The sequence below is a fragment of the Campylobacter sp. RM9331 genome, assembly GCF_020137685.1.
Lineage (GTDB): Bacteria > Campylobacterota > Campylobacteria > Campylobacterales > Campylobacteraceae > Campylobacter_E.
Genome location: NZ_JACGBA010000016.1, coordinates 1 through 20,591, shown reverse-complemented (window position 1 = coordinate 20,591; position 20,591 = coordinate 1). Strand labels below are relative to the sequence as shown.

Below are 20,591 nucleotides of genomic sequence, written 5' to 3'. Positions count from 1 at the left end.
ATAAGGAGCTAAAAACACTAAAAAATATGGGACAAAATTTGCCAAAAAGCACGAAATAATAAATAATTTCAAAGCTTGTTATGACTTATTGGACGCTTATTATGAATTAATAAAAAAAGATAAAACAAATTACTCTTATCAAAACTTAGTATCAGCAATACAAAAAGCTAAAAATTAATTCAAGAACTTGAAAGAGATTTTAATGAAGTTATATCTAAAGAAAATCTTGACTTAGAAAAATATAATTTATATAACAAAAAGAAAAATTGTTTTATTCTCTGCTTTAAAAGATATGAAAAGTATTGTATTTGATAATCAATTGTTAGATTATTGATTTAACTTTAACTACTAATTTTAAATTCTTTAAAACTAAAGAATTTAAAATCAAAATCTAATGTTTTGCTCTATATCTAAAAGATAAAGCTATTTTTATATCTTTTTCGTTTATTTTTAATCTCTCTTCAAAATCAGCCAAAGACCTAGCAACCTTTAAAACCTTATTAGCAGCCCTAGCACTTAAATGATAATTATTAATAGCTTTGTTAAAAATATCTCTTGCACTATCTTCTAAAATGCAGTATTTTTTAATATCTTCATCGCTTAATTTACCATTAAACTCATCTTGCTTTCTTATCTCTTTTTGAAAGATAAAAGCCTTTAAAATCTCATCAGCTAAATCCTTGCTACTAACACTTGCTTTTGCGTTCATATCAACCTCATCAACTGCCACATATAAATCAATCCTATCATAAATCGGCTCTGAAATCTTACTTTTATACCTTATAATATCACGCTCAAGGCATTTGCAATTTTGCTCTTTTTTAAAGAGATTTCCACAAGGGCAAGGATTTAAGGCTGATATGAATAAGAATTTAGTTTTATAAGATATTTTTGAATTAACCCTTGAGATATTAATTAGATTATCTTCTAAAGGCTCTCTTAGGCTTTCTATAATTTGCTTATTAAAATAAGTAAATTCATCAAAAAACAAAACCCCATTATTTGCCAAAGCAATTTCGCCTATCCTAGCATTTTTAGTCCCACCACCTAAAATTGAGCTAATAGTTGAGCTTCTATGCGGACTTCTAAAACTTCTAATAGACGAAAAATCAAGCTTCTCGCCATTTAAACTCCTATAAGCATTATTTTCTAAAATCTCATCAACGCTAAGTGGCGGCATTATATAAACTAGCCTTTTAGCGCACATACTTTTACCACTTCCAGGTGAGCCTTCTAACATAATATTGTGCATTCCTAAAGCTGCTATTTTACAAGCTAATTTTGCTTGTTCTTGACCCCTAATATCTATAAAATCTAGTGGGTAATTTGTATTTTTTATATAACTTTTATTATTGATTTTTATTAAAGAATTAAAAATATTTTCATTATAATTTATTCTAAATTTTTCCTTATCTTCGCTAGTAAAAAACTCAAAAGCTTCAAGTAAATTCCCGACAGCAAAACACTGCAAATTATAAATCAAACTAACTTCACTTGCTAAGTCTTTAGGCACTAAAACCTTAGAATTTGGCTTAAATCTAGCTAAAAATAATAAAATAGAAAAAAGCCCCGAAGTGCTTTTAATATCTCCATTTAACCCAAGCTCTCCGAATACATAATAATCATTATCTAAATCTTTTTCATAAAAATATACTAAAAGTGCAATTGCTAAATCAAAATAACTACCATTTTTAGGAATATCTGATGGGCTTAAATTTATTACGATTTTTTTGCAAGGCATTGTAAAATCATCAAGATTAGCAAAAGCTGATTTTATCCTATCTACACTTTCTTTGATACTAGTGCTTGCTAATCCTACTATATTAAAGGCAGGTAAGCCCTTTGACATCATTGCTTCAATATTTATTATATTTAGTTCGTTTGTATAAATTGCTGATTTTATATTTTTCATATTTTTACCTTTTCTTTAGAATACTTTAAGTTTATTAATACAAACATGCAATTTATTTGATAATGTTCAAAATACAATTAAAATACATTCATTCTCTAATATCTAATTTTAAAGCTTCTTTATAAGCTTTAAGGTCATAATCTTCTACTTTTTTAATAAATTTATTAAATTCTTTTTCCATATTATCAATAGTAATGATATTTGTGCCTTCATTGATGGCTTTATTAATACGAGAATTTATATGTTTTTTATAATGTTGTTTATCATTTTGCCAATTATTAATATTATCACTAAATCTTTCATTACCAAAGAAATATATTTTTACATTTTTATATTTTGATAATTTTTCTATACTTAATTTATACAATTTTAAATATTTATCCAAATCTTTTTTATAAGATAATATATGATATGGTGGTATTACTATATGAAAATTTGTTTTTGGATTTTGCTCTATATACTTAACTAAATATTTATCTAATATCCTAGATTCATTGGTAATGGTATAAAGATTTTTTTGATAAACAAAATCTACCTCATCTAAAATATAATCAGGCCTAAAGAATTCTAATTGTAAATTATAATAATTATGCTCTCTTCCTATACAATAATCTTTTTTAGAAAAAAATAAAAAACATTTATAAGGAATTAAACCATTAAAATATGCTTTTATTTTATCTTTAAAATCAATATTAGTATCATATAAATAAGAAAATTGTTTTTTATAATAACTTGTATCTTGAATAACACCATCAAGGGTATAAATAATATTCTTAATATTTTTGGTTTTAAATAAATATTCTAACAAATACGCTCTTTCTTCACTAATAGAACCATCTAAAGTAATATTAATATATTTTCCATTATTTAATTCTTTTGGCTCACTCATTAAAAGCATAGAACTACCTAATAAAACACTATCAAATTCATAATTATCAATTACTCTTTTTGCCGCTATTCTAGTATCTGCTAAATATTTATTAGGATATTTCTCGTTAAAAAGCTGCAATGGGTCGTAAAAATAAACAAGACTAACAATATATAAAAACCCTATCAAAGGAATTATAAAAGCTCCTATAATTATTCTTTTTAAATATCTATTCATAAATATTCCTAAAAGTTAAAATATATAAATTTTGTATAAGCGGTAATATTAAGCTTTAAAATACACCAAATCAGCATAATCCCTATTAATATAAAATATCTATCTTTAAAAATAAACTTTTTATATATATTTAAATGTGAAGACCTAAATAACAAAACAAAAGCTATCATTAAAAGCACAGCATTTAACATAGCACTTTGTCCTATAGTAAAATGCTCTCCCCATTTACCAAATGCAAATAAAGGATTATCTTGAAATAATCTTTGCATATTAGGACTTAGCACAATTTGTCCGTGTATTAAAAACATACTCTTAATAACACTTAAAGCATCATTTATACTAGTAGCTCTAAAAAACACCCAAGTAATATTAATAAACTCAAATGTAATAATCCACATTATTACTTTATAAAACTTACTATTTAATCTATTCTTAAACCAAGTAACATTAGCAAACACACTCATATATACTTTATGAATACATATTGCAATTCCATGTAAGCTTCCCCATATTATAAATCCCCATCCAGCTCCGTGCCAAATTCCACTTATTAAAAAGACTATAAATAAATTTATGTATTGTCTAGATTTGCCAACCCTACTACCACCAAGTGGAATATAAATATAATCTTTTAAAAATTTTCCTAATGTCATATGCCATCTTTGCCAAAACTCTGAAATACTTAAAGACTTATAAGGAGAATTAAAGTTATATAGAAGTTTTATATTAAAAAACAATGCTAAGCCTATCGCCATATCAGAGTATCCACTAAAATCAAAATAAAGCTCAAATGTATAAGCATGGGTTAATACCCAACTTTCAATTAGATTTAATACCCCTCCGCTTTCAACAAAAGCGTAAGCACTATCAACACTAGGTGCTAGATAATCAGCTAAAGCTACTTTTTTAAATAAGCCAATTGTAAAAAACAATAATCCTAAAGCTATGTTTTTATATCTTAATATGAAGTTATTTGGATTTTTAAATTGCGGCATCATATCTTTATAATGCACAATAGGTCCAGCAATTAATTGTGGAAAAAAGCTTACAAATAAACTAAAGTTTATAAATCCTAAAATACCCCCCCCCACGAGAGTTTTTATATCACGCTGATACTTATAACAATCACTTAAAAATGCGATTTGCTGAAAGGTAATAAATGAAATTCCAAGTGGAAGCAGTATGGTTGGATTAATAATATCAAGATTAAAGATATTATTTATATTATCTATAACAAAATATTTATATTTAAAATATCCTAATATTGCTAAGTTTAGCCCTATCCCAAGACTTAGCAAAAGCTTACTTTTATATCGCATTAGTAAATGATAAAAAATATAGTTTATTAGAATATAAGCTATTAATATAAATACAAGCGAATATTTAAAATAAGCATAAAAAACAAAACTAGCAAATATCATAAAAACCTTTGCTAGATTTATTTGCCTATAGTAATTTAGTGTGTGATATAAAATAAATATTATTGGTAAAAATATGAATATGAATAGATTGGAGTTAAAAAGCATTAATCTCTCCTTACTTTTATAGCTCTAAAGCAACACGACTTAAATATCTATCTAATCCTTGTATAAAGTAGTTTTTAATTTTTAGCCTATCATCATCATTTAACTCTTTATAATCACATAATGGAATTTGTAATTGCTTACATAACAAAATATAATTTTGTTTCACATACTTATATGCACTATTTTCACTATGGACAATTATATTTCTTACAGCATATAAGTATTTCATAAAATCATCATTATCTTTATTGACTTGTTTTGGAAAAGTTTTATTTTTTGCCATATTTTCATAAAATAATTTATACATTTCATTGATAAAATCTGTTATATTATCGGTCTTATATAAATTTTTAATATCTATTTTTGAAATTTTATTTAATATAATTTTATTGTTTTTATAGCAAATCATTTCACATAATCTATGAATATTGATAACCCATTTTTCTTTCTCTTGTTTTTGTTCTTCTTCTTCAGTTTTCATGGCAAAATATGCACCTATACCACAAGCAGTAGTTACTGCAGCTGCTATACCTAGTCTTATCCAATTAGTAGGCAACATTCTTTACAATCCTTAAAAATTCATCATAATCTCTAATATATTCATTCTCATCATAATGAGTACTTGCTAAAACCATAAGCTTACATCCATAAGAAAAATTCTTCATCTCACGCCACATATTTTTACCTATATAAAGCCCTATATCTGGACGATTTAGCACCACTTCTTCACGATTTTTTCCATCATCAAGCACAAAAGTGCAAGCCCCATCCATAGCAACTATAACCTGCTCAAGTTCTTTATGTGCGTGCATTCCCCTATCTTGTTCTGGTAAAGTATCATAAATATAATAAACTCTTTTTATCTCAAAAGGTATATTCTTACCACCTTCAAGCGATACCAACTTGCCACGCTCATCACCAAAAACATTCATTTTTATTAATTTATAATTCACTTAATATTTTCCTTTCACAGTTACATTATCAGGAATATTTTTTGTTACTATAGCACCTGCTCCGACAACAGCATTCTTGCCTATCGTAACTCCTGGCAAAATAGTTGCATTCGCACCTATACTTGCTCCTTGTTTTACTATAATTTTTTCTAACTTAAAATCCTTATTCTTTGATTTTGGATATTTATCATTACAAAACGTAGCATTTGGACCTATAAAAACATCGTTCTCTATAATAATTCCATCGTATAAAAATACACCATTTTTAATTGTTACATTATCACCTATAAAAACATCGTTCTCTATAAAACAATGAGAGCAAATATTACAATTTTTACCTATTTTTGCATCCTTTAAAACAACACAAAATTGCCAAATATTTGTTCCAATACCTATATTTTCACTCTGAACATCGGCTAATTTATGTATCATTCTAACCCCTATATTTTTTTATATACCACTTTATGGTTTTTACTATACCGCTATCAAATGTCTCATCAGCTCTCCAACCAAGCTCATTTTCAATCTTACTTGCATCTATTGCGTAGCGTCTATCGTGTCCTGCCCTATCTTCTACAAATGTTAGTAAGTTTTTATAGCTTTCATTTTTTGGTAAAAGCTCATCTAAAATCTCGCATATCTTAGCAACTATCTCAAGGTTTGTGCGTTCGTTTTTACCACCTATGTTATAAGTCTGTCCTGCTTTGCCCTTATGATATGCTATATCAATACCTTTGCAATGATCTAGCACATATAACCAATCACGAATATTTTTACCATCGCCGTATATTGGAATAGGCTTATTTGCAAGAGCATTTCTAATGATAGTTGGGATTAACTTTTCATCGTGTTGTTTTGGTCCGTAGTTATTAGAACAATTTGTAATAATCGTATTTAATCCATAAGTTTCATGATAAGCACGAACTATCATATCAGAACTTGCCTTGCTTGATGAATAAGGAGAATTAGGTGCATATGGAGTGGTTTCGCTAAATAGCCCAGTCTCTCCTAAAGTGCCATAAACTTCATCTGTGCTTATATGATGAAATCTAGCGTTTTTATACTCATCTTTATAGGCAAATGGCTTATTCATCCAGTATTTATAAGCTACATCTAAAAGAGTAAAAGTTCCATTTACATTTGTTTTTATGAAAGCTTCTGGGTTTTTGATAGAATTATCCACATGACTTTCAGCTGCAAAATGAATAACCCCGCTTATATCAAATTCTTTAAATATAAACTCCACTAGCTCTCGGTTACAAATATCACCCTTTATAAATTTAAAGCGTGGATTTTTCTCACATTCTTTTAAGTTTTCAAGATTTCCTGCATATGTTAAAAGGTCAAGATTTATAAGATTATATTCGCTATATTTATCTAAAAAATACGGAACAAAGTTTGAACCTATAAATCCAGCTGTGCCTGTTAATAATATATTTTTCATTTAAGTTCTCCTAGTCTTTTTAAACAATCTTTCACACCTTCGTTCCAGTATGAAATTCCTATTTCAAATTCTTTTTTGATTTTATCTTTATCTAGCACACTATAGCTTGGGCGAGTGGCTTTTGTGGGATATTCGCTAGTTTTTATGGGATTTATTTTGCACTTATTACCGCTTAACTCATTTATGAAATATGCAAAATCATACCAGCTACAAACCCCTTCGTTTGAGTAATGATAAATATTTACGCCACTTTTAAATTTCGTATGTTTGCTAAGTATAAAATCAGCTAAATCTTTAGCATATGTAGGACTTCCGATTTGATCACTTACTATATCCAAACTATCTTTAGTCTTAAAAAGATTTAACATAGTTTTTAAAAAATTCTTACCATAAAAGCTATAAACCCAAGAAGTGCGAATTATGCTAGCGTTTAGGTTCGGTGTATTTAAGATAGCTTGTTCTGCTAATTCTTTTGAATGCCCATATACTCCTAAAGGATTTGTTTTGCTATCTGGCTTATATGGAGTATGATTGGTACCATCAAATACATAATCAGTTGATATGTGGATTAAATAAACATTATGTTTAGCACATATTTTAGCCATTTCTTCAACGCTTTTATGATTTATTAGATAGGCTAAGTCTTTTTCATCTTCGGCTTTATCTACTGCTGTATAGGCTGCTGTGTTGATAATGGTGCTAATTTTATTATGAGTTATAAAATATTTTAAAATAGATGAGTTGCTAATATCAAGCTCATTTTTATTAGTGAAATAAAAATTATCATTATAATTACACGAAAGTTCTTTTAATTCACTTCCAAGTTGTCCATTTGCACCTGTGATTAAAATATTAGCCATAGTAATTTACCCCATATTCAAATAACTCTTTACATTCGCTAAGCATTGGTTGGACTTTATCTTTATCTGATAAAACCATATCATTTGGATAAGCAAAATCTATACTTTTATAGCTAATCCCCCTATCGCATTCGCGTGAGTAGAAATTATCTACTTTGTATGTAAAAATCGCTTCATCACTAAGCACTAAAAATCCATGAGCAAAGCCCCTTGGGATAAATAGTTGTTTTTTGTTTTCGCTACTTAGTTCAACTGCTACATACTCGCCAAATGTAGGGCTACCCACCCTAATATCTACGGCAAAATCTAATACCTTACCACTTATAACCCTTACAAGCTTGCTTTGTGCAAATGGTGGTAACTGATAATGAAGCCCACGAAAGACATTTTTAGAAGATTTGCTTTCATTGTCTTGACAAAAATTAATTCTAAATCCTAAAAAATCATCAATCAAATCTTGCCTAAAAGTCTCGCAAAAATACCCCCTATCATCACTAAAAACCTTTGGCTCTATAATGATTACTCCATCTAATTTCGTTTGTTTGAAGTTCATCTTATTTCTTTTTTGCTTTGATTTGCTTTATCTATTAGATATTTACCATATTGATTTTTGCTTAATGGCTCAGCTAATTTTAAAAGCTGCTCACGGCTAATATACCCCATATCATAGGCTATTTCTTCAAGACAAGCAATTTTAAGAGATTGGCGTTTTTCAATTGTCATCACATAATTGCTTGCCTCTAAAAGCGATTCGTGAGTACCTGTATCAAGCCAAGCAAAACCACGACCCATAAGCTCAACTTTTAATCTATCTTCTTCTAAATACATTTGATTTATGCTTGTGATTTCTAGCTCACCACGATTTGAAGGTTTAACCATTTTTGCTTTTTTTATAACATCATTTGGATAAAAATAAAGCCCTGTTACAGCATAATTGCTCTTAGGCTCTTTTGGCTTTTCTTCTATACTAATTACTTTGCCGTTTTTATCAAATTCTGCTACGCCATAACGCTCAGGGTCTGCTACATAGTAGCCAAAAACAGTAGCTTTGCTTTCTTTTGCATTAACAACGCTTTGTTTTAACATATTTATAAGTCCATGACCATAAAAGATATTATCACCTAAAATTAAGCACACATCATCATCTTGAATAAACTCTTCACCTAACAAAAACGCTTGAGCTAAGCCATCTGGACTTGGCTGCTCTACATAAGAAAACTTAATACCTAAATCACTTCCATCACCTAAAAGTTTTTTGTAACTTGGTAAATCATCAGGTGTTGAGATGATTAAAATATCTTTAATCCCCGAAAGCATTAAAACTGATAACGGATAATATACCATTGGCTTATCGTATATTGCTAAAAGCTGCTTACTTGTTCCTTTTGTGATAGGGTAAAGTCTAGTCCCACTACCCCCTGCTAAAATTATTCCTTTCATTTAGAGTTCCTTGTTAAAGATTAAAAATTTAATACCAAAAATTTTAATATAATATTTGATTTTCAAAATATTGTAGTATTTATATAACTTAATAAAAATCAAATCAAATATTTTTACTTTATCTAAAGGCGCATATTTTTTATAAACATTAAATAGCTCAATATTGTCTTTAATTATAAAATATTCATAACTTATAGTGTCAAAAAAATATTTTTTCATAATATCAACATTTTTTATTGTATTATTATCATGCCATCTATAAGAGAATAATACTTCATCAATAAACTTATATTTTCCAAATTTTACAAGCTGTAAATGCAAATAAAAATCTTCAAGTGGGGCTTCTTTTGTAAAGCAAAATTTATTAAAACATTCTTTTCTAATCAAATATCCATTTGGAACATAATTACCTTTAATTAAGCGTATATAATCAACAAAATTATCATAATCAATATTTTTAACATGAGAGATATTATTTTTATAAAAACTCCAAAATGTATTATGTTTTTTACCAAATTCGACAATTTGTTGTTTGTCATCCCAAGACACTCTTTTAGAGTTGCTATCTATAATTTCACTATCTCCAAGACAAACTACATACTCATTATTATTATCTAAAAAATCTACAAATTTTAATATCGCATCGCTTTTTACCATATCATCAGATGCTATTATATAAATATATTTACCACTTGATAATGAAATAAGTTCATTAAATGTGTCACAAGTTCCTTTATTTTCTCTAGTTTTACAAGTAAATTTTATAAACCTTTTTATACACTCATCTTTTTTTGATTGAATTAAATCCCAAGTTTTATCTTTAGAACCATCATCGATTATTACTAATTCTATATTCTGATAAGTTTGTTTAATAATAGAATCTATAGTTTCTAAAATATATTTTTCATGATTATATGCTGGTATTAAAACAGAAACTAAATTACCACTCATTATCACCCCATTTATTCACTGCTTCCACTACAGATTTAAATTCCGTTTCGCTCATCACAGGAGATATTGGCAAGCTTATCACCTCATTGTGAATTTGTTCTGTTATTGGAAATGATAAATGATTTAGTTCTTTATATGCTTCTTGTTTATGCGGTGGAGTTGGGTAATGGATTATCGTTTCTATACCATTTTCCTTTAAATATTCTTGAAACTTATCTCTATTTTTTACACGCACAACAAATACATGCCATACATGAGATTTATTATCAGTGTATTTTGGTAAAGTTATAAGTTTATTATTTATATTATCTATATAATATTTTGCTATTTCTACTCTTTTTGCATTATCACTATCTAGATATTTTAATTTTACATCAAGCACAGCAGCTTGTATCTCATCTAGTCTTGAGTTAAGCCCCTTATAAATATTACAATATTTTTTATGTGAGCCATAATTTGCCAAAGCTTTTACTTTTTCATAAAGTTCTTTATCATTTGTGGTAATAGCTCCGCCATCCCCAAAACAACCTAAATTCTTTCCAGGATAAAATGAAAATGCAGAAGCATCACCTAGATTTCCAGCTCTTTTACCTTTATAATATACTCCGTGAGCTTGAGCTGAGTCTTCTATAACTTTTAGATTATGCTTTTTTGCAATAGCATTTATCTTATCCATATCACAAACTTGTCCATATAAATGAACTACCATTATAGCTTTTGTTTTAGGTGTTATTTTTTGCTCTATCAAATCAGGATTTATACAATATGTATTAATATCAGGCTCTACAAGAACAGGAGTGCAACCATTATCGCTAATCGCTAAAATACTTGCTATATAAGTATTTGCAGGAACTATTATCTCATCACCATTACTAAAACCATAAGCGTTGATGATAAGTCTTAAAGCATCAAGTCCATTTGCTACACCCAACGCATACTTTGTGCCACAATAATTTGAATAATTTTTACAAAACTCTTCGTTATATTTGCCTTGCAAATACCAACCATTATCTAAAATATCACTTGTTTTAGTCTCTATTTCAGCTCTAAAACGATTATTTATCTTTGCTAAATCTAAAAATTTTATCATAGCTACTCACATTTAGTCATTAAAAATACATACTATTATATTAACATAAAAAATTTTATGTTAATATAATAGTATGGTTTGAAATGATAGAAAAATATTTCAACACATCATTCACGAACATTTGAACATGCAAAAATAAGAGGAGTTAATCATGAAAGCTATAGATGCAGCAAATTATATAATCAATGAAGCTATAGAACAAGGTAAGCCTGTTACAAATCTTAAATTACAAAAAATGCTTTTTCAAGCACAATTAGAAGCTGCTAAAAATGATTGCAAATTAATAGATTCTGACTTTGAAGCTTGGCAATACGGACCGGTATCAAGAGAAGTTTACTCAGAATTTGCAATTTACAGCTCAAACGATATTGATAAAAAACAAGAACAGGTTGAAATCAAAGATGATAAAAAAAAGATTATAGACGCTGTAATAGCAAGTAATATCGATAAAAATACATGGGATTTGGTTGAAGAAAGTCATGTGGAAAATGGTGCATGGGATATAACAATTAAAAATAAAGGTTTAAAAAAAACTATAGATTTTAAAGATATACAAAAAGAAGCAAAAAAAGATAGTAAAAAATGAATAAATCTAATAGTCAATTACAACAATATATTACAAAACTTTTAGTTAAGATTTGTAGAGATGGAAGCAAAATAGATAGCATTATAAACGAAAAAAATATAAAAAAAATTAATGACTTAGCAAATCAACAAGAAAAATATAGTGCTACAGAATTATCAAGTATCATCAAACACGATTCCATTGGTTATGATCCAAAAGATAAAGACAATTACATGTATATCTTAATGCTCATAATAGAATTTTTAAATGCCCTAATTGCACATAAACAACTAAATGAAAATTCTAGAATTTACATGATTTCATTTTTATTCAAAACACAAATGGAGATTATAAACGAAACTAGAGGATTGAACGACAGTCATACAACTAATTTTATGATTGATATTAACAGCCAAATAGGAAATTTAGATAAAAAAATAAAAACATTAAAAGCTAAACAAAAAAACATCGCCAAAGATTACATTGCTATACTCGGTATATTTGCGGCGATTTTTATGGCGTTTGATAGTGGGCTTAAAATAGAGCTTGAAATACTGAGTCAAGTAAATGACTATGCCAAAGGTGTATTAATTATCTTTATAGCTCTATTTACATACATACTATTAAAATCTTTTTATCAATTTATAATAAATGTGTATACCGATAAAGTATTAGAAAAAACAACCAATATATCACTAAAACAAGGCATATTATACTTTATACTTGTGATAGTACTAGCTGGCATTTATTGCTATTTAATTTACCATATAGATGAACAATACGAGCAAAAAATTAAACCTATCGTAAAAGAAGAAATGTTAAAATTACAACAAAAAGAAGAAAAAGAAAGAATAATTATCCATAACAACACAAGTTCAACACAAAATCAAGAGAATGGCTTAGTTCAACAGCAAAAAACAAACAATAAACAAATTAAAACTAATAAAAATAGTGATATATGTAAACCTATTCAAAAATAATATTATCAATACATATTTTTTTGTATTGATAATATTAAGATATTAAAAAAATTTTTTAAATATCCATCTTTTTTATAGTATTTTATAGCAAAAGAACATTCATCTTTCTTAAGTCTTGCAAGGTATTTTTTAACAAAATCATCATCAAAATTATATTTTTTTGATGAATTTTTGATAAGTAAAGCTATATTTTGATAATCACTCATACTTTTTTCAAATCCAGCTTTACTAAGATTTTTAGTTACCGAAGTATCTTGCAAATAATACTTATAAAAACATTTATTTAGCATTTTAACATTTTTAGCCACATTTAAAACATGATAAAATACAAGAACATCTTCGGTAATATTTGTTTGCACCTTATCATCCACACTATCTATACACTCAAGTGCTTTTAAATACATATCTTTTTTATATATTTTAAGCCATAAAACCCATTTACTCTTATTATCTATAAAAAACTTTCTAAATTCATTTATATTATAAGTCTTGCTCTCATCAATAGTTTTAACCAAAATATCTTGTCTATCATCTTCATAAATAATGCCGTTAAAATATATAAAATCTACATTATACCTTTCTATCTCATCACATAGTATTTCACAAGCATTAAGCTCTAGCTCATCATCAGGGTCTAAAAACATTAAGTATTTTCCACTAGCATTTAAAGCTCCAGCTCTTTTTGCTCTAAAAATGCCTTGATTTGTTATGTTATCAACAAGCTTTATTCTGTTATCTTTTTGCATATATTCTTGTATGATTTTTACGCTATCATCTTGTCCCTTATCATCTACAAAAACTATTTCTATATCTTTTAAACTTTGATTTAAACAACACTCAATTGCTCTTTTTAAATATGCACTAGAATTATAAACAGGGATTATTATTGATATTTTTGGCATTATTCACCTCTTGCTTTATTCATTAAATTATTAAACAAATACTGTATATATCCAACATTAATTACATTATAGTTATTTCTAAAATATATTATTATATAACGGGTTGAAAGGATTTTTTTAGTGTATTTATAATCTTAGCAAAATATAAAAACTCTTCTATTTTCCTTTAATAATAACATCATCTAAAATACTCTTGCTTAAATATTATTTAATATATCTTATTACCAATTATATATTCTCTTTATATCTTATAATGCTTCATTAAATTAGAAAATTAAGCACTAACAAAAAAACTTAAATTACCATAATATATCAAAACAAAACCACCAACAAAAATATCTATCATTTTGCAGTAATATCTCATATTAGTAGTATTTTAAAAACATATATTAAATTATAATCATTTATTTATTTTTACTAGTCCACAATTAATTTTATTCCACAACATATAAAGACACCTTAGTGTTGCCAAATCTCAAAATCAATACTATAATTAGCCATACTATAACCACTTATTAATCACTTATATGAATATTTTTTATCTCACCACTTCTACGCACCTTTACAATCTCAAATTCCAAACAAAAATACGCTAGTAACCATCGCATAATTAAAATGTAAAATTCTCATCAAAAGCTACGCAAAATTCTTACTCACACAAAATTAACTAAATATTCTTTAGTATTATTTATATCAGCCAAGCATAAACACCTACAAACTTCATAAAATTTATTTTTACCAATTAGCTTTGCAAAGTATATTTTTACAAATAATCGCTGAAATTACATAAGATTTCTCTATATCAAAATTATCATTATTATCATAAAAATTTGTTGGTATTATAAAGGTAAAATTTGTAGTATACTTGATATTATAAGATTAAAATATCATAAATAATATTGTTATTTTTTGCCATAACACAAAATCCGTTTATATACTCAAGCTGCTATCTAATCAAGATTTCTTTTATAAACTGTTTTACATTTTTTAGATAAATACAACTTAAGCCTAAAAATAAAAGCTTTTTAAATTCATTCAAATACAAACTATGGATTATATTATTTTGAATTCACAAATTTTCATCTACAAAATCATCTCCATAGATATTATTTACTATAATACTACGGACTTTGACAACTACTAAAATTGCATAGCATATCTTTTACTCAATTAAGTATTTGTTTTACTTTTACTTGAGTTTTTAAATCTAATTCATCACAACCAAACTAAAAAGCGCTTTATATCCTATCATATAATTCTTGTATATTTTCGAATTTTATACCTACTATCTTGCTAATATTTATATTTTTATATTGATAAATTTACTTCAAAAGACTTAAATATCTTAAGAAAACACAATTTCATTACACCTCCGCCTATAAATCACTAAAAATTGTTAATGTTTATTGAATATTATAAAAGTTCTTTCGCATAGTTTTGTATTTCACTCAAGCGTTAATAAAAATAAAGACTTATTATCAAAAATCCTAAGAAATTGTTTAGGCATAAGACTTCTACTAAGTGGCCAAAGCCTAGTCCCACTCCCCCCACATAAAATTATATTAACCATAACTTTTCCAATCTTGAATATAAATAGGGTATTATTGCTAAAATTTTTTAATATTTACGAAAGAGATTTGAAATGATAAATTATCAAGAGTATTTTGAAAAAACTTCGCAAGAAAACATAAGCCTTTATCTAAAAAGAATGAATGAAGAAAGACAAAGTGGCGAAGTTGGGTTTTATGATTTGCCTTTAGAATTTGATTTAGGAATTTCAAAACTTCAAAAAGTAAAAGAAAAATTTGCTAACAAAAGTCATTTTATAGTTATTGGAATGGGTGGAAGTAGTGTTGGCACTAGGGCGATTACTAGTTTTTTGGGGATAAAAAATATTGATTATTTAGACAATATTTCAAGCACTCTTTTTAATGAAATATTAGAAAAAATTGACCTTGAAAAAACGCTTTTCATATTAGTATCAAAATCTGGAAATACAATTGAATGTATAAGTTATTTTAGGATTTTGCTTGATGTTTTAGGTTTAAATGTAGATGATTTAAAGCATCACTTAATAGGAATTTGTATGCAAAATACCAAATTTTATGAGTTTTTAAAGACAAATGAAATAACGCATTTTGATATAGAAGAAAATGTTAGCGGTAGATTTTCAGTGCTTAGTAATGTTGGACTTGTGCCGTTATTTTTAGCAGGGGCTAATGTTGATGAGCTTATCAAAGGCGCTAAAGATTGTATGAACGAGCAAAAAACAAAAGAACATATACTTAATCTAGCCTACACGCTAAGCACAAAAATGATAAATAAAAATTATGTTTTATTCACTTATTGTGAAGAATTACGCCATTTTAACGAATGGTTCGTTCAACTTGTAGCCGAAAGTCTTGGGAAATTTAAAGAATACAAACGCGTAGGACTTACACCAATTAGTCTAATAGGACCAAAAGACCAGCATTCGTTTTTACAACTCATAATTGAAGGGCCAAAAGATAAATTCGTAGAATTTATCCGTATAAAACCAAATCCAAATAGCCCCAAAATAAAGCACATAAAAGGACTTGAAAATCTTGAAAATCAAAGCGTAGGACATAGTTTAGATGAGCTACTTTACGCTCAAAGCAAATCGTGTCTTGATGCGATAAAAGCTGAAGGAATAGAAACAAGTCTAATTGAGCTTGATGGCAAAAGTGCTTACAATATCGGATATTTAATATATTATTATGAGTTATTAGTTGGTGCTTGTGGGCTTATGATAGGCATTAGTACTTACGATCAACCTGGTGTTGAAAGTGCAAAAAAACTTCTAAAAATATTATTAACTACAAAATAATCATAAAATAAAATTAGGAATTTCAAATTCCTAATTTTTAACTATCTTATAAAGTCTTAATGTATTTAGCTAAAGCTTTAAAATCTTCATCATTTAGATTTTTTACTTGTAATTGCATAGTTTTTTGAGATTTACCACCAAAGGTTCCCGCCTTATATCCACTTAAAGCTTCATAAATTTCGCTCTCGCTTAAAGTATTTATTACAACTTCAGCCCCAGGAGCTAATTTTTCTGCATTTTTTCCATGACAGGCAATACATTTTTTAAATAAAGTCGCCGCATCAGTTTTTAAAACATTTTCAACACTACTACTAACCTTATCAATGCCATCAGTAATTGCTTTAGCTGCACTATCTGTGCTTTCTTTTATTGTATTTGCAACTTCATTGGTGCTTTCTTTTAAATTGTTAGCAACGCTTTTTGTAGTATCACTAATGCTATCTACTGCAGAATTTATCATAGGTTCAACTTGATTTGCAGCAGTATTTATATGTTCATCAACCTTTGTTGCCACATTATCTACAATTGTATCTATTTTCTTAGCCACTTCTTCAGTGCTTGATTTTACATTTTGACTAAGCTCTTGAGCTGGTTTTTGCTCTTCTTTTTTATCGTTACAACCTGTTTGAATTATTAAAGCACTAATTGCTGCTAAACTTAAAAATATTTTTTTCATATTTTCTCCTTAAATAAATTAAAAGGCAAAATACTAGCATTTTTTAATAATTGTAATATTAAAATAAAAAATTAATTTATTATATATTATTTTATATAATAAGCTTTTAAATTCAGTTTTATTAAAGATTTTTTAATATATAATTTTTTATATTTTAAAGGAGTAAGTATGAAAAAAGCATTATTATTTTTAAGTTTAAGTTCTTTTGCATTAGCAAATACTTTAAATATCGCAGCAGCTGCAAACATAAGCTATCCACTAAACGAATTAAAGCAAAAATTTGAAAAACTACACCCAGATATAAAACTTAATGTCAATACAGGCGCTAGTGGTAGCTTTAACGCACAAATTAAAAATGGAGCAAATTATGATGTATTCTTATCTGCAAATATGGAATTTGCTAAAGATTTAGAAGAATTAACTAAAAATCAAGCAATCACTTATGCAAAAGGAAAGCTAATATTATTTTCAGCTAAAAAAAAGCCTAATTTAGATGATTTAAAAACCGCATCTTGTATAGCTATAGCAAACCCAAACACAGCTCCTTATGGAAAAGCAGCTAAAGAAGTATTAAATCAAATTCCAAATAGTTCAAACATAATAACGGCTACAAATATTTCAGCAACATTACTACAAGCTACAAAAGCTTGTGATTATGCTTTTGTAGCAGCGTCTAGCGTAGAGCAAATTAAAGAATTAGGTTTTAGTGATGAAAACATATTAAAAATTGATGATAAATTATACGAACCAATTTTACAAGGTATGATAATTACAAGTAAAGAAAAAAATGCTAAAGTGTTTTATGATTTTATATTAAGCCCTGATGCAAAGGAAATTTTTAATAAATATGGCTATGAATGAGCTGGATTTAAAACACGATTTTAAAGACTTTAAAATAAATGCTAGATTAAGCTTTGATGATGGAGAAATTATCGCGTTGTTTGGTGATAGCGGAAGTGGTAAAAGCACTATTTTAAAATTAATAGCTGGGCTTATTAATAAGCCCTTGCTAAAAGATATTGCTTTTTTATTTCAAGATTGCACATTATTTGATAATTTTAATGTATATGAAAATCTAGTTTTTACAAATACTAAAACTCTTTTAGATGATTTAAAATATATTTTTGGTAAAAAATTAGATAAAAATACAAGTAATTTTTACGATGAATTATTAAAACTAGCTAATTTAGAAGAGCACAAAACTAAAAAAATCAGCACTCTAAGCGGAGGACAAAAACAAAGACTAGCATTAATTTGTGCCTTAAGCAAAAATGCAAAATATATATTATTAGACGAGCCTTTAAGTGCACTTGATGATAGTAACAAAATAGCACTTATAAAACTAATCAAAAAAATAAATCAAGACTACAAAAGAACAATTATTTTTGTATCTCATTCGTGTTTTGAAATAAATGCCCTTGCTGATAAAATATATTTTGTAAAAAATGGTAGTTTTGAAAAATGTCTTAATAAAGAAGAATTTTTTATAGAAAAAATCCAAAATAATGAGTTTTTATGCAAGAATTAACACCAATTTTCTTATCACTTAAGTTATCTTTCGTAACTACTATAATATTATTTTTTATTTGCTTATATCCTGCATTTTATCTAAGCCAAAAAGAGTTTTTTGGTAAAAAAATACTATTAAGCATAATTTCATTGCCACTTGTGCTACCCCCTACCGTTTTAGGCTTTTATTTATTGGTGCTATTAAGTCCTAATAATTATTTAGGGCAATTTTTAGCTAAATTTGATATTAAACTTGTTTTTAATTTTAAGGCTTTATTGATTGCTTCAATAATTTATTCTATGCCTTTTATGTTTAATCCTATTTATAGTGCGTTTAATGCTTTGCCTAAAAATCTTTTTGATAGAGCTAAATTACTTGAAAAATCTCAAGCTAACATAATATTTCGCCTTTGTTTGCCGCTAACAATCCCTAGTATAATAAGTGCTAGTGTTATGAGTTTTGCTCATACTATGGGAGAATTTGGTGTAGTAATGATGGTAGGCGGTAGCGTAGCAGGAGAGACAAAAGTCGCTTCTATTGCCGTATTTGAAGCATTAGAAACACTAGATTTAAATAAAGCAAATGAGCTTAGTATAATATTATTAGCCATTTCTTTTATTATTTTATTTGCCTTACAATTTATAAAACAAAATAAATATAAATCCTAATTCAAATTCTTTAAACTAAAGAATAAATAATGATAAAAATTGAGAGTATAGAGAATATAATAATAGATTAAAAGCTGTAGGGTAAAACTTAAAGAAGAGCCTATTTTCAAAATAAAATAAATAATATAGGAAAATATTATACAAAACAACAATGAGCCTATTTTGTGATGAATAGAAAAAAATCTTTTTTCGTATCTCTTTATTATATATTTGTTTTCATATGGGATTTAGCAACTTTACTGATTGGAATATGTTTTATAGATTTAGATAATTTTTTAGCAAATATTATTGGTTTTATTATAGTTGCTATTATACCTTATCATTTTTTTTGTGCAATTGATATTAAAACGGTTATTTGTTATGAAGATTTTTTCATAATTAAGAGAAAGTTTTGCACTCAAAAGGTTTGCTATAGAAAATTTAAAGATTATTGGTTTTTTACTTCTATTACTAATAATAATATAGTAGTTAGGTTTAAGAAATTTCAATTTCCGATACATATAAATCAAAATATGTTTACACAAGATGAAATTAAAAATTTTATTGAAATTTTAGAAAAAAATAATATAAAGCGTTATAGGTGGTTTGATTAATTAAGTATTATAAATACTACTGAAAGGATTTTATGAAACTAGTATTTCTTGCTATGATAGTTGTAGGATTTGCATTCTTATGTGAAGCTTACCCGTATAAAAAATTTAATGCTAAACTTTTCTTTAAATGTGTATTTTGCTTTCGTTATTTTAAAGTAATTTCAAAAGAATATAAACCAAAAGATAAAAACCACATATATTATAATTTTATAGAAAATTTTCTTTATTATTTTAAATTTGTAATATTAGTTCTTTCATATACGCTTTTTTATTCTGGAATACTATTATTATGCCTTAATCTAACCCTTTAGATTAAAAAATTTATAAGCTATTTTTTATTACACTAAAAAATACTACCACAATCATTTCCTAAATCATCTTATAAAGCATTTTAGAAATAACTCTTATCAAACTACATTAAAAATATTTAAGATAAATTCCTATATTAAATAAAATAAAAATTTATCTATCAATTTGTATTAAACCCACTACTCAACATCATTATATCTATATTATCCACAGCTTATTTATTTAATTAAAAAAGCTTTTAAAAACATTATTTATCCTA

22 protein-coding genes and 1 pseudogene are annotated in these 20,591 nt (G+C 26.8%); 8 read left to right on the top strand and 15 right to left on the bottom strand.

The annotated features are described in order from the left end of the window. Positions 1 to 391: 391 nt before the first annotated feature. The 12 genes from AVBRAN9331_RS06925 to AVBRAN9331_RS06870 all read right to left on the bottom strand — a co-directional run bounded on the left by AVBRAN9331_RS06925 (position 392) and on the right by AVBRAN9331_RS06870 (position 11,281). Positions 392 to 1,912, bottom strand: a complete 1,521-nt coding sequence (locus AVBRAN9331_RS06925) for a YifB family Mg chelatase-like AAA ATPase (protein ID WP_336612689.1) — start codon at positions 1,910 to 1,912, stop codon at positions 392 to 394. 88 nt (positions 1,913 to 2,000) lie between these two features. Further along, positions 2,001 to 3,017 (bottom strand): hypothetical protein, encoded by a 1,017-nt coding sequence (locus AVBRAN9331_RS06920; protein WP_336612688.1) that lies wholly within the window; start codon positions 3,015 to 3,017, stop codon positions 2,001 to 2,003. Positions 3,018 to 3,025: 8 nt separating this feature from the next. Continuing rightward, positions 3,026 to 4,543: an MBOAT family O-acyltransferase gene (locus AVBRAN9331_RS06915; protein ID WP_336612687.1), complete on the bottom strand. Its 1,518-nt coding sequence runs from the start codon at positions 4,541 to 4,543 to the stop codon at positions 3,026 to 3,028. A 16-nt stretch (positions 4,544 to 4,559) separates the two neighbouring features. Next, on the bottom strand, positions 4,560 to 5,102 hold the full coding sequence (locus tag AVBRAN9331_RS06910; protein WP_336612686.1) for a hypothetical protein: 543 nt from the start codon (positions 5,100 to 5,102) through the stop codon (positions 4,560 to 4,562). Beyond that, positions 5,089 to 5,496: a sugar 3,4-ketoisomerase gene (locus tag AVBRAN9331_RS06905; protein ID WP_336612685.1), complete on the bottom strand. Its 408-nt coding sequence runs from the start codon at positions 5,494 to 5,496 to the stop codon at positions 5,089 to 5,091. Before AVBRAN9331_RS06905 ends, AVBRAN9331_RS06910 begins: the two co-directional genes overlap by 14 nt. After that, entirely contained in the window at positions 5,497 to 5,928 is a 432-nt protein-coding gene (locus tag AVBRAN9331_RS06900; RefSeq protein ID WP_336612684.1) for an acyltransferase, read from the bottom strand. Position 5,929: 1 nt separating this feature from the next. Continuing rightward, entirely contained in the window at positions 5,930 to 6,940 is a 1,011-nt protein-coding gene (rfbB, locus tag AVBRAN9331_RS06895; protein WP_336612683.1) for a dTDP-glucose 4,6-dehydratase, read from the bottom strand. Then, on the bottom strand, positions 6,937 to 7,800 hold the full coding sequence (gene rfbD / locus AVBRAN9331_RS06890; protein ID WP_336612682.1) for a dTDP-4-dehydrorhamnose reductase: 864 nt from the start codon (positions 7,798 to 7,800) through the stop codon (positions 6,937 to 6,939). Before rfbD ends, rfbB begins: the two co-directional genes overlap by 4 nt. Continuing rightward, complete coding sequence (rfbC, locus tag AVBRAN9331_RS06885) at positions 7,793 to 8,353, bottom strand: dTDP-4-dehydrorhamnose 3,5-epimerase (protein WP_336612681.1); 561 nt, start codon at positions 8,351 to 8,353, stop codon at positions 7,793 to 7,795. The genes rfbD and rfbC overlap by 8 nt, the downstream gene beginning before the upstream one ends. Continuing rightward, complete coding sequence (rfbA, locus tag AVBRAN9331_RS06880) at positions 8,350 to 9,240, bottom strand: glucose-1-phosphate thymidylyltransferase RfbA (protein ID WP_336612680.1); 891 nt, start codon at positions 9,238 to 9,240, stop codon at positions 8,350 to 8,352. The genes rfbC and rfbA overlap by 4 nt, the downstream gene beginning before the upstream one ends. Beyond that, positions 9,241 to 10,191 carry a glycosyltransferase family 2 protein gene (locus tag AVBRAN9331_RS06875; RefSeq protein WP_336612679.1) on the bottom strand — a complete coding sequence of 317 codons (951 nt, stop codon included), beginning with the start codon at positions 10,189 to 10,191 and terminating at the stop codon, positions 9,241 to 9,243. Next, complete coding sequence (locus tag AVBRAN9331_RS06870) at positions 10,181 to 11,281, bottom strand: DegT/DnrJ/EryC1/StrS family aminotransferase (protein ID WP_336612678.1); 1,101 nt, start codon at positions 11,279 to 11,281, stop codon at positions 10,181 to 10,183. Before AVBRAN9331_RS06870 ends, AVBRAN9331_RS06875 begins: the two co-directional genes overlap by 11 nt. 151 nt (positions 11,282 to 11,432) lie before the next feature. Here AVBRAN9331_RS06870 and AVBRAN9331_RS06865 point away from each other — a divergent pair, with 151 nt between their 5' ends. Together AVBRAN9331_RS06865 and AVBRAN9331_RS06860 are read left to right on the top strand one after the other, a co-directional pair. Next, complete coding sequence (locus tag AVBRAN9331_RS06865; protein WP_336612677.1) at positions 11,433 to 11,867, top strand: Panacea domain-containing protein; 435 nt, start codon at positions 11,433 to 11,435, stop codon at positions 11,865 to 11,867. Continuing rightward, on the top strand, positions 11,864 to 12,826 hold the full coding sequence (locus tag AVBRAN9331_RS06860; RefSeq protein WP_336612676.1) for a hypothetical protein: 963 nt from the start codon (positions 11,864 to 11,866) through the stop codon (positions 12,824 to 12,826). The genes AVBRAN9331_RS06865 and AVBRAN9331_RS06860 overlap by 4 nt, the downstream gene beginning before the upstream one ends. Before the next feature lie 5 nt (positions 12,827 to 12,831). Here the strand turns inward: AVBRAN9331_RS06860 and AVBRAN9331_RS06855 are convergent, their stop codons facing one another. After that, on the bottom strand, positions 12,832 to 13,728 hold the full coding sequence (locus tag AVBRAN9331_RS06855) for a glycosyltransferase family 2 protein (protein ID WP_336612675.1): 897 nt from the start codon (positions 13,726 to 13,728) through the stop codon (positions 12,832 to 12,834). A gap of 1,447 nt (positions 13,729 to 15,175) precedes the next feature. Further along, a pseudogene (locus AVBRAN9331_RS06850) lies at positions 15,176 to 15,298 on the bottom strand (sugar phosphate nucleotidyltransferase); the annotation flags it as partial. Between the two features lie 72 nt (positions 15,299 to 15,370). Here AVBRAN9331_RS06850 and AVBRAN9331_RS06845 point away from each other — a divergent pair. Next, on the top strand, positions 15,371 to 16,576 hold the full coding sequence (locus tag AVBRAN9331_RS06845) for a glucose-6-phosphate isomerase (RefSeq protein ID WP_336612674.1): 1,206 nt from the start codon (positions 15,371 to 15,373) through the stop codon (positions 16,574 to 16,576). 46 nt (positions 16,577 to 16,622) lie between these two features. Here the strand turns inward: AVBRAN9331_RS06845 and AVBRAN9331_RS06840 are convergent, their stop codons facing one another. Continuing rightward, positions 16,623 to 17,252 (bottom strand): c-type cytochrome, encoded by a 630-nt coding sequence (locus AVBRAN9331_RS06840; protein ID WP_250325654.1) that lies wholly within the window; start codon positions 17,250 to 17,252, stop codon positions 16,623 to 16,625. 168 nt (positions 17,253 to 17,420) lie between these two features. Between AVBRAN9331_RS06840 and modA the strand changes: the two genes are divergently transcribed. The 5 genes from modA (at position 17,421) to AVBRAN9331_RS06815 (ending at position 20,334) form a co-directional block, all read left to right on the top strand. Further along, positions 17,421 to 18,113, top strand: a complete 693-nt coding sequence (modA, locus tag AVBRAN9331_RS06835; protein ID WP_214118250.1) for a molybdate ABC transporter substrate-binding protein — start codon at positions 17,421 to 17,423, stop codon at positions 18,111 to 18,113. Beyond that, positions 18,076 to 18,780, top strand: coding sequence for an ATP-binding cassette domain-containing protein (locus AVBRAN9331_RS06830; protein ID WP_239803243.1), 705 nt, complete (start codon positions 18,076 to 18,078; stop codon positions 18,778 to 18,780). Before modA ends, AVBRAN9331_RS06830 begins: the two co-directional genes overlap by 38 nt. Continuing rightward, complete coding sequence (gene modB, locus AVBRAN9331_RS06825) at positions 18,768 to 19,430, top strand: molybdate ABC transporter permease subunit (RefSeq protein WP_336612673.1); 663 nt, start codon at positions 18,768 to 18,770, stop codon at positions 19,428 to 19,430. The genes AVBRAN9331_RS06830 and modB overlap by 13 nt, the downstream gene beginning before the upstream one ends. A 167-nt stretch (positions 19,431 to 19,597) precedes the next feature. Continuing rightward, positions 19,598 to 20,023: a hypothetical protein gene (locus tag AVBRAN9331_RS06820; protein ID WP_336612672.1), complete on the top strand. Its 426-nt coding sequence runs from the start codon at positions 19,598 to 19,600 to the stop codon at positions 20,021 to 20,023. A gap of 32 nt (positions 20,024 to 20,055) precedes the next feature. Then, entirely contained in the window at positions 20,056 to 20,334 is a 279-nt protein-coding gene (locus AVBRAN9331_RS06815) for a hypothetical protein (RefSeq protein ID WP_336612671.1), read from the top strand. Positions 20,335 to 20,591 lie beyond the last annotated feature (257 nt).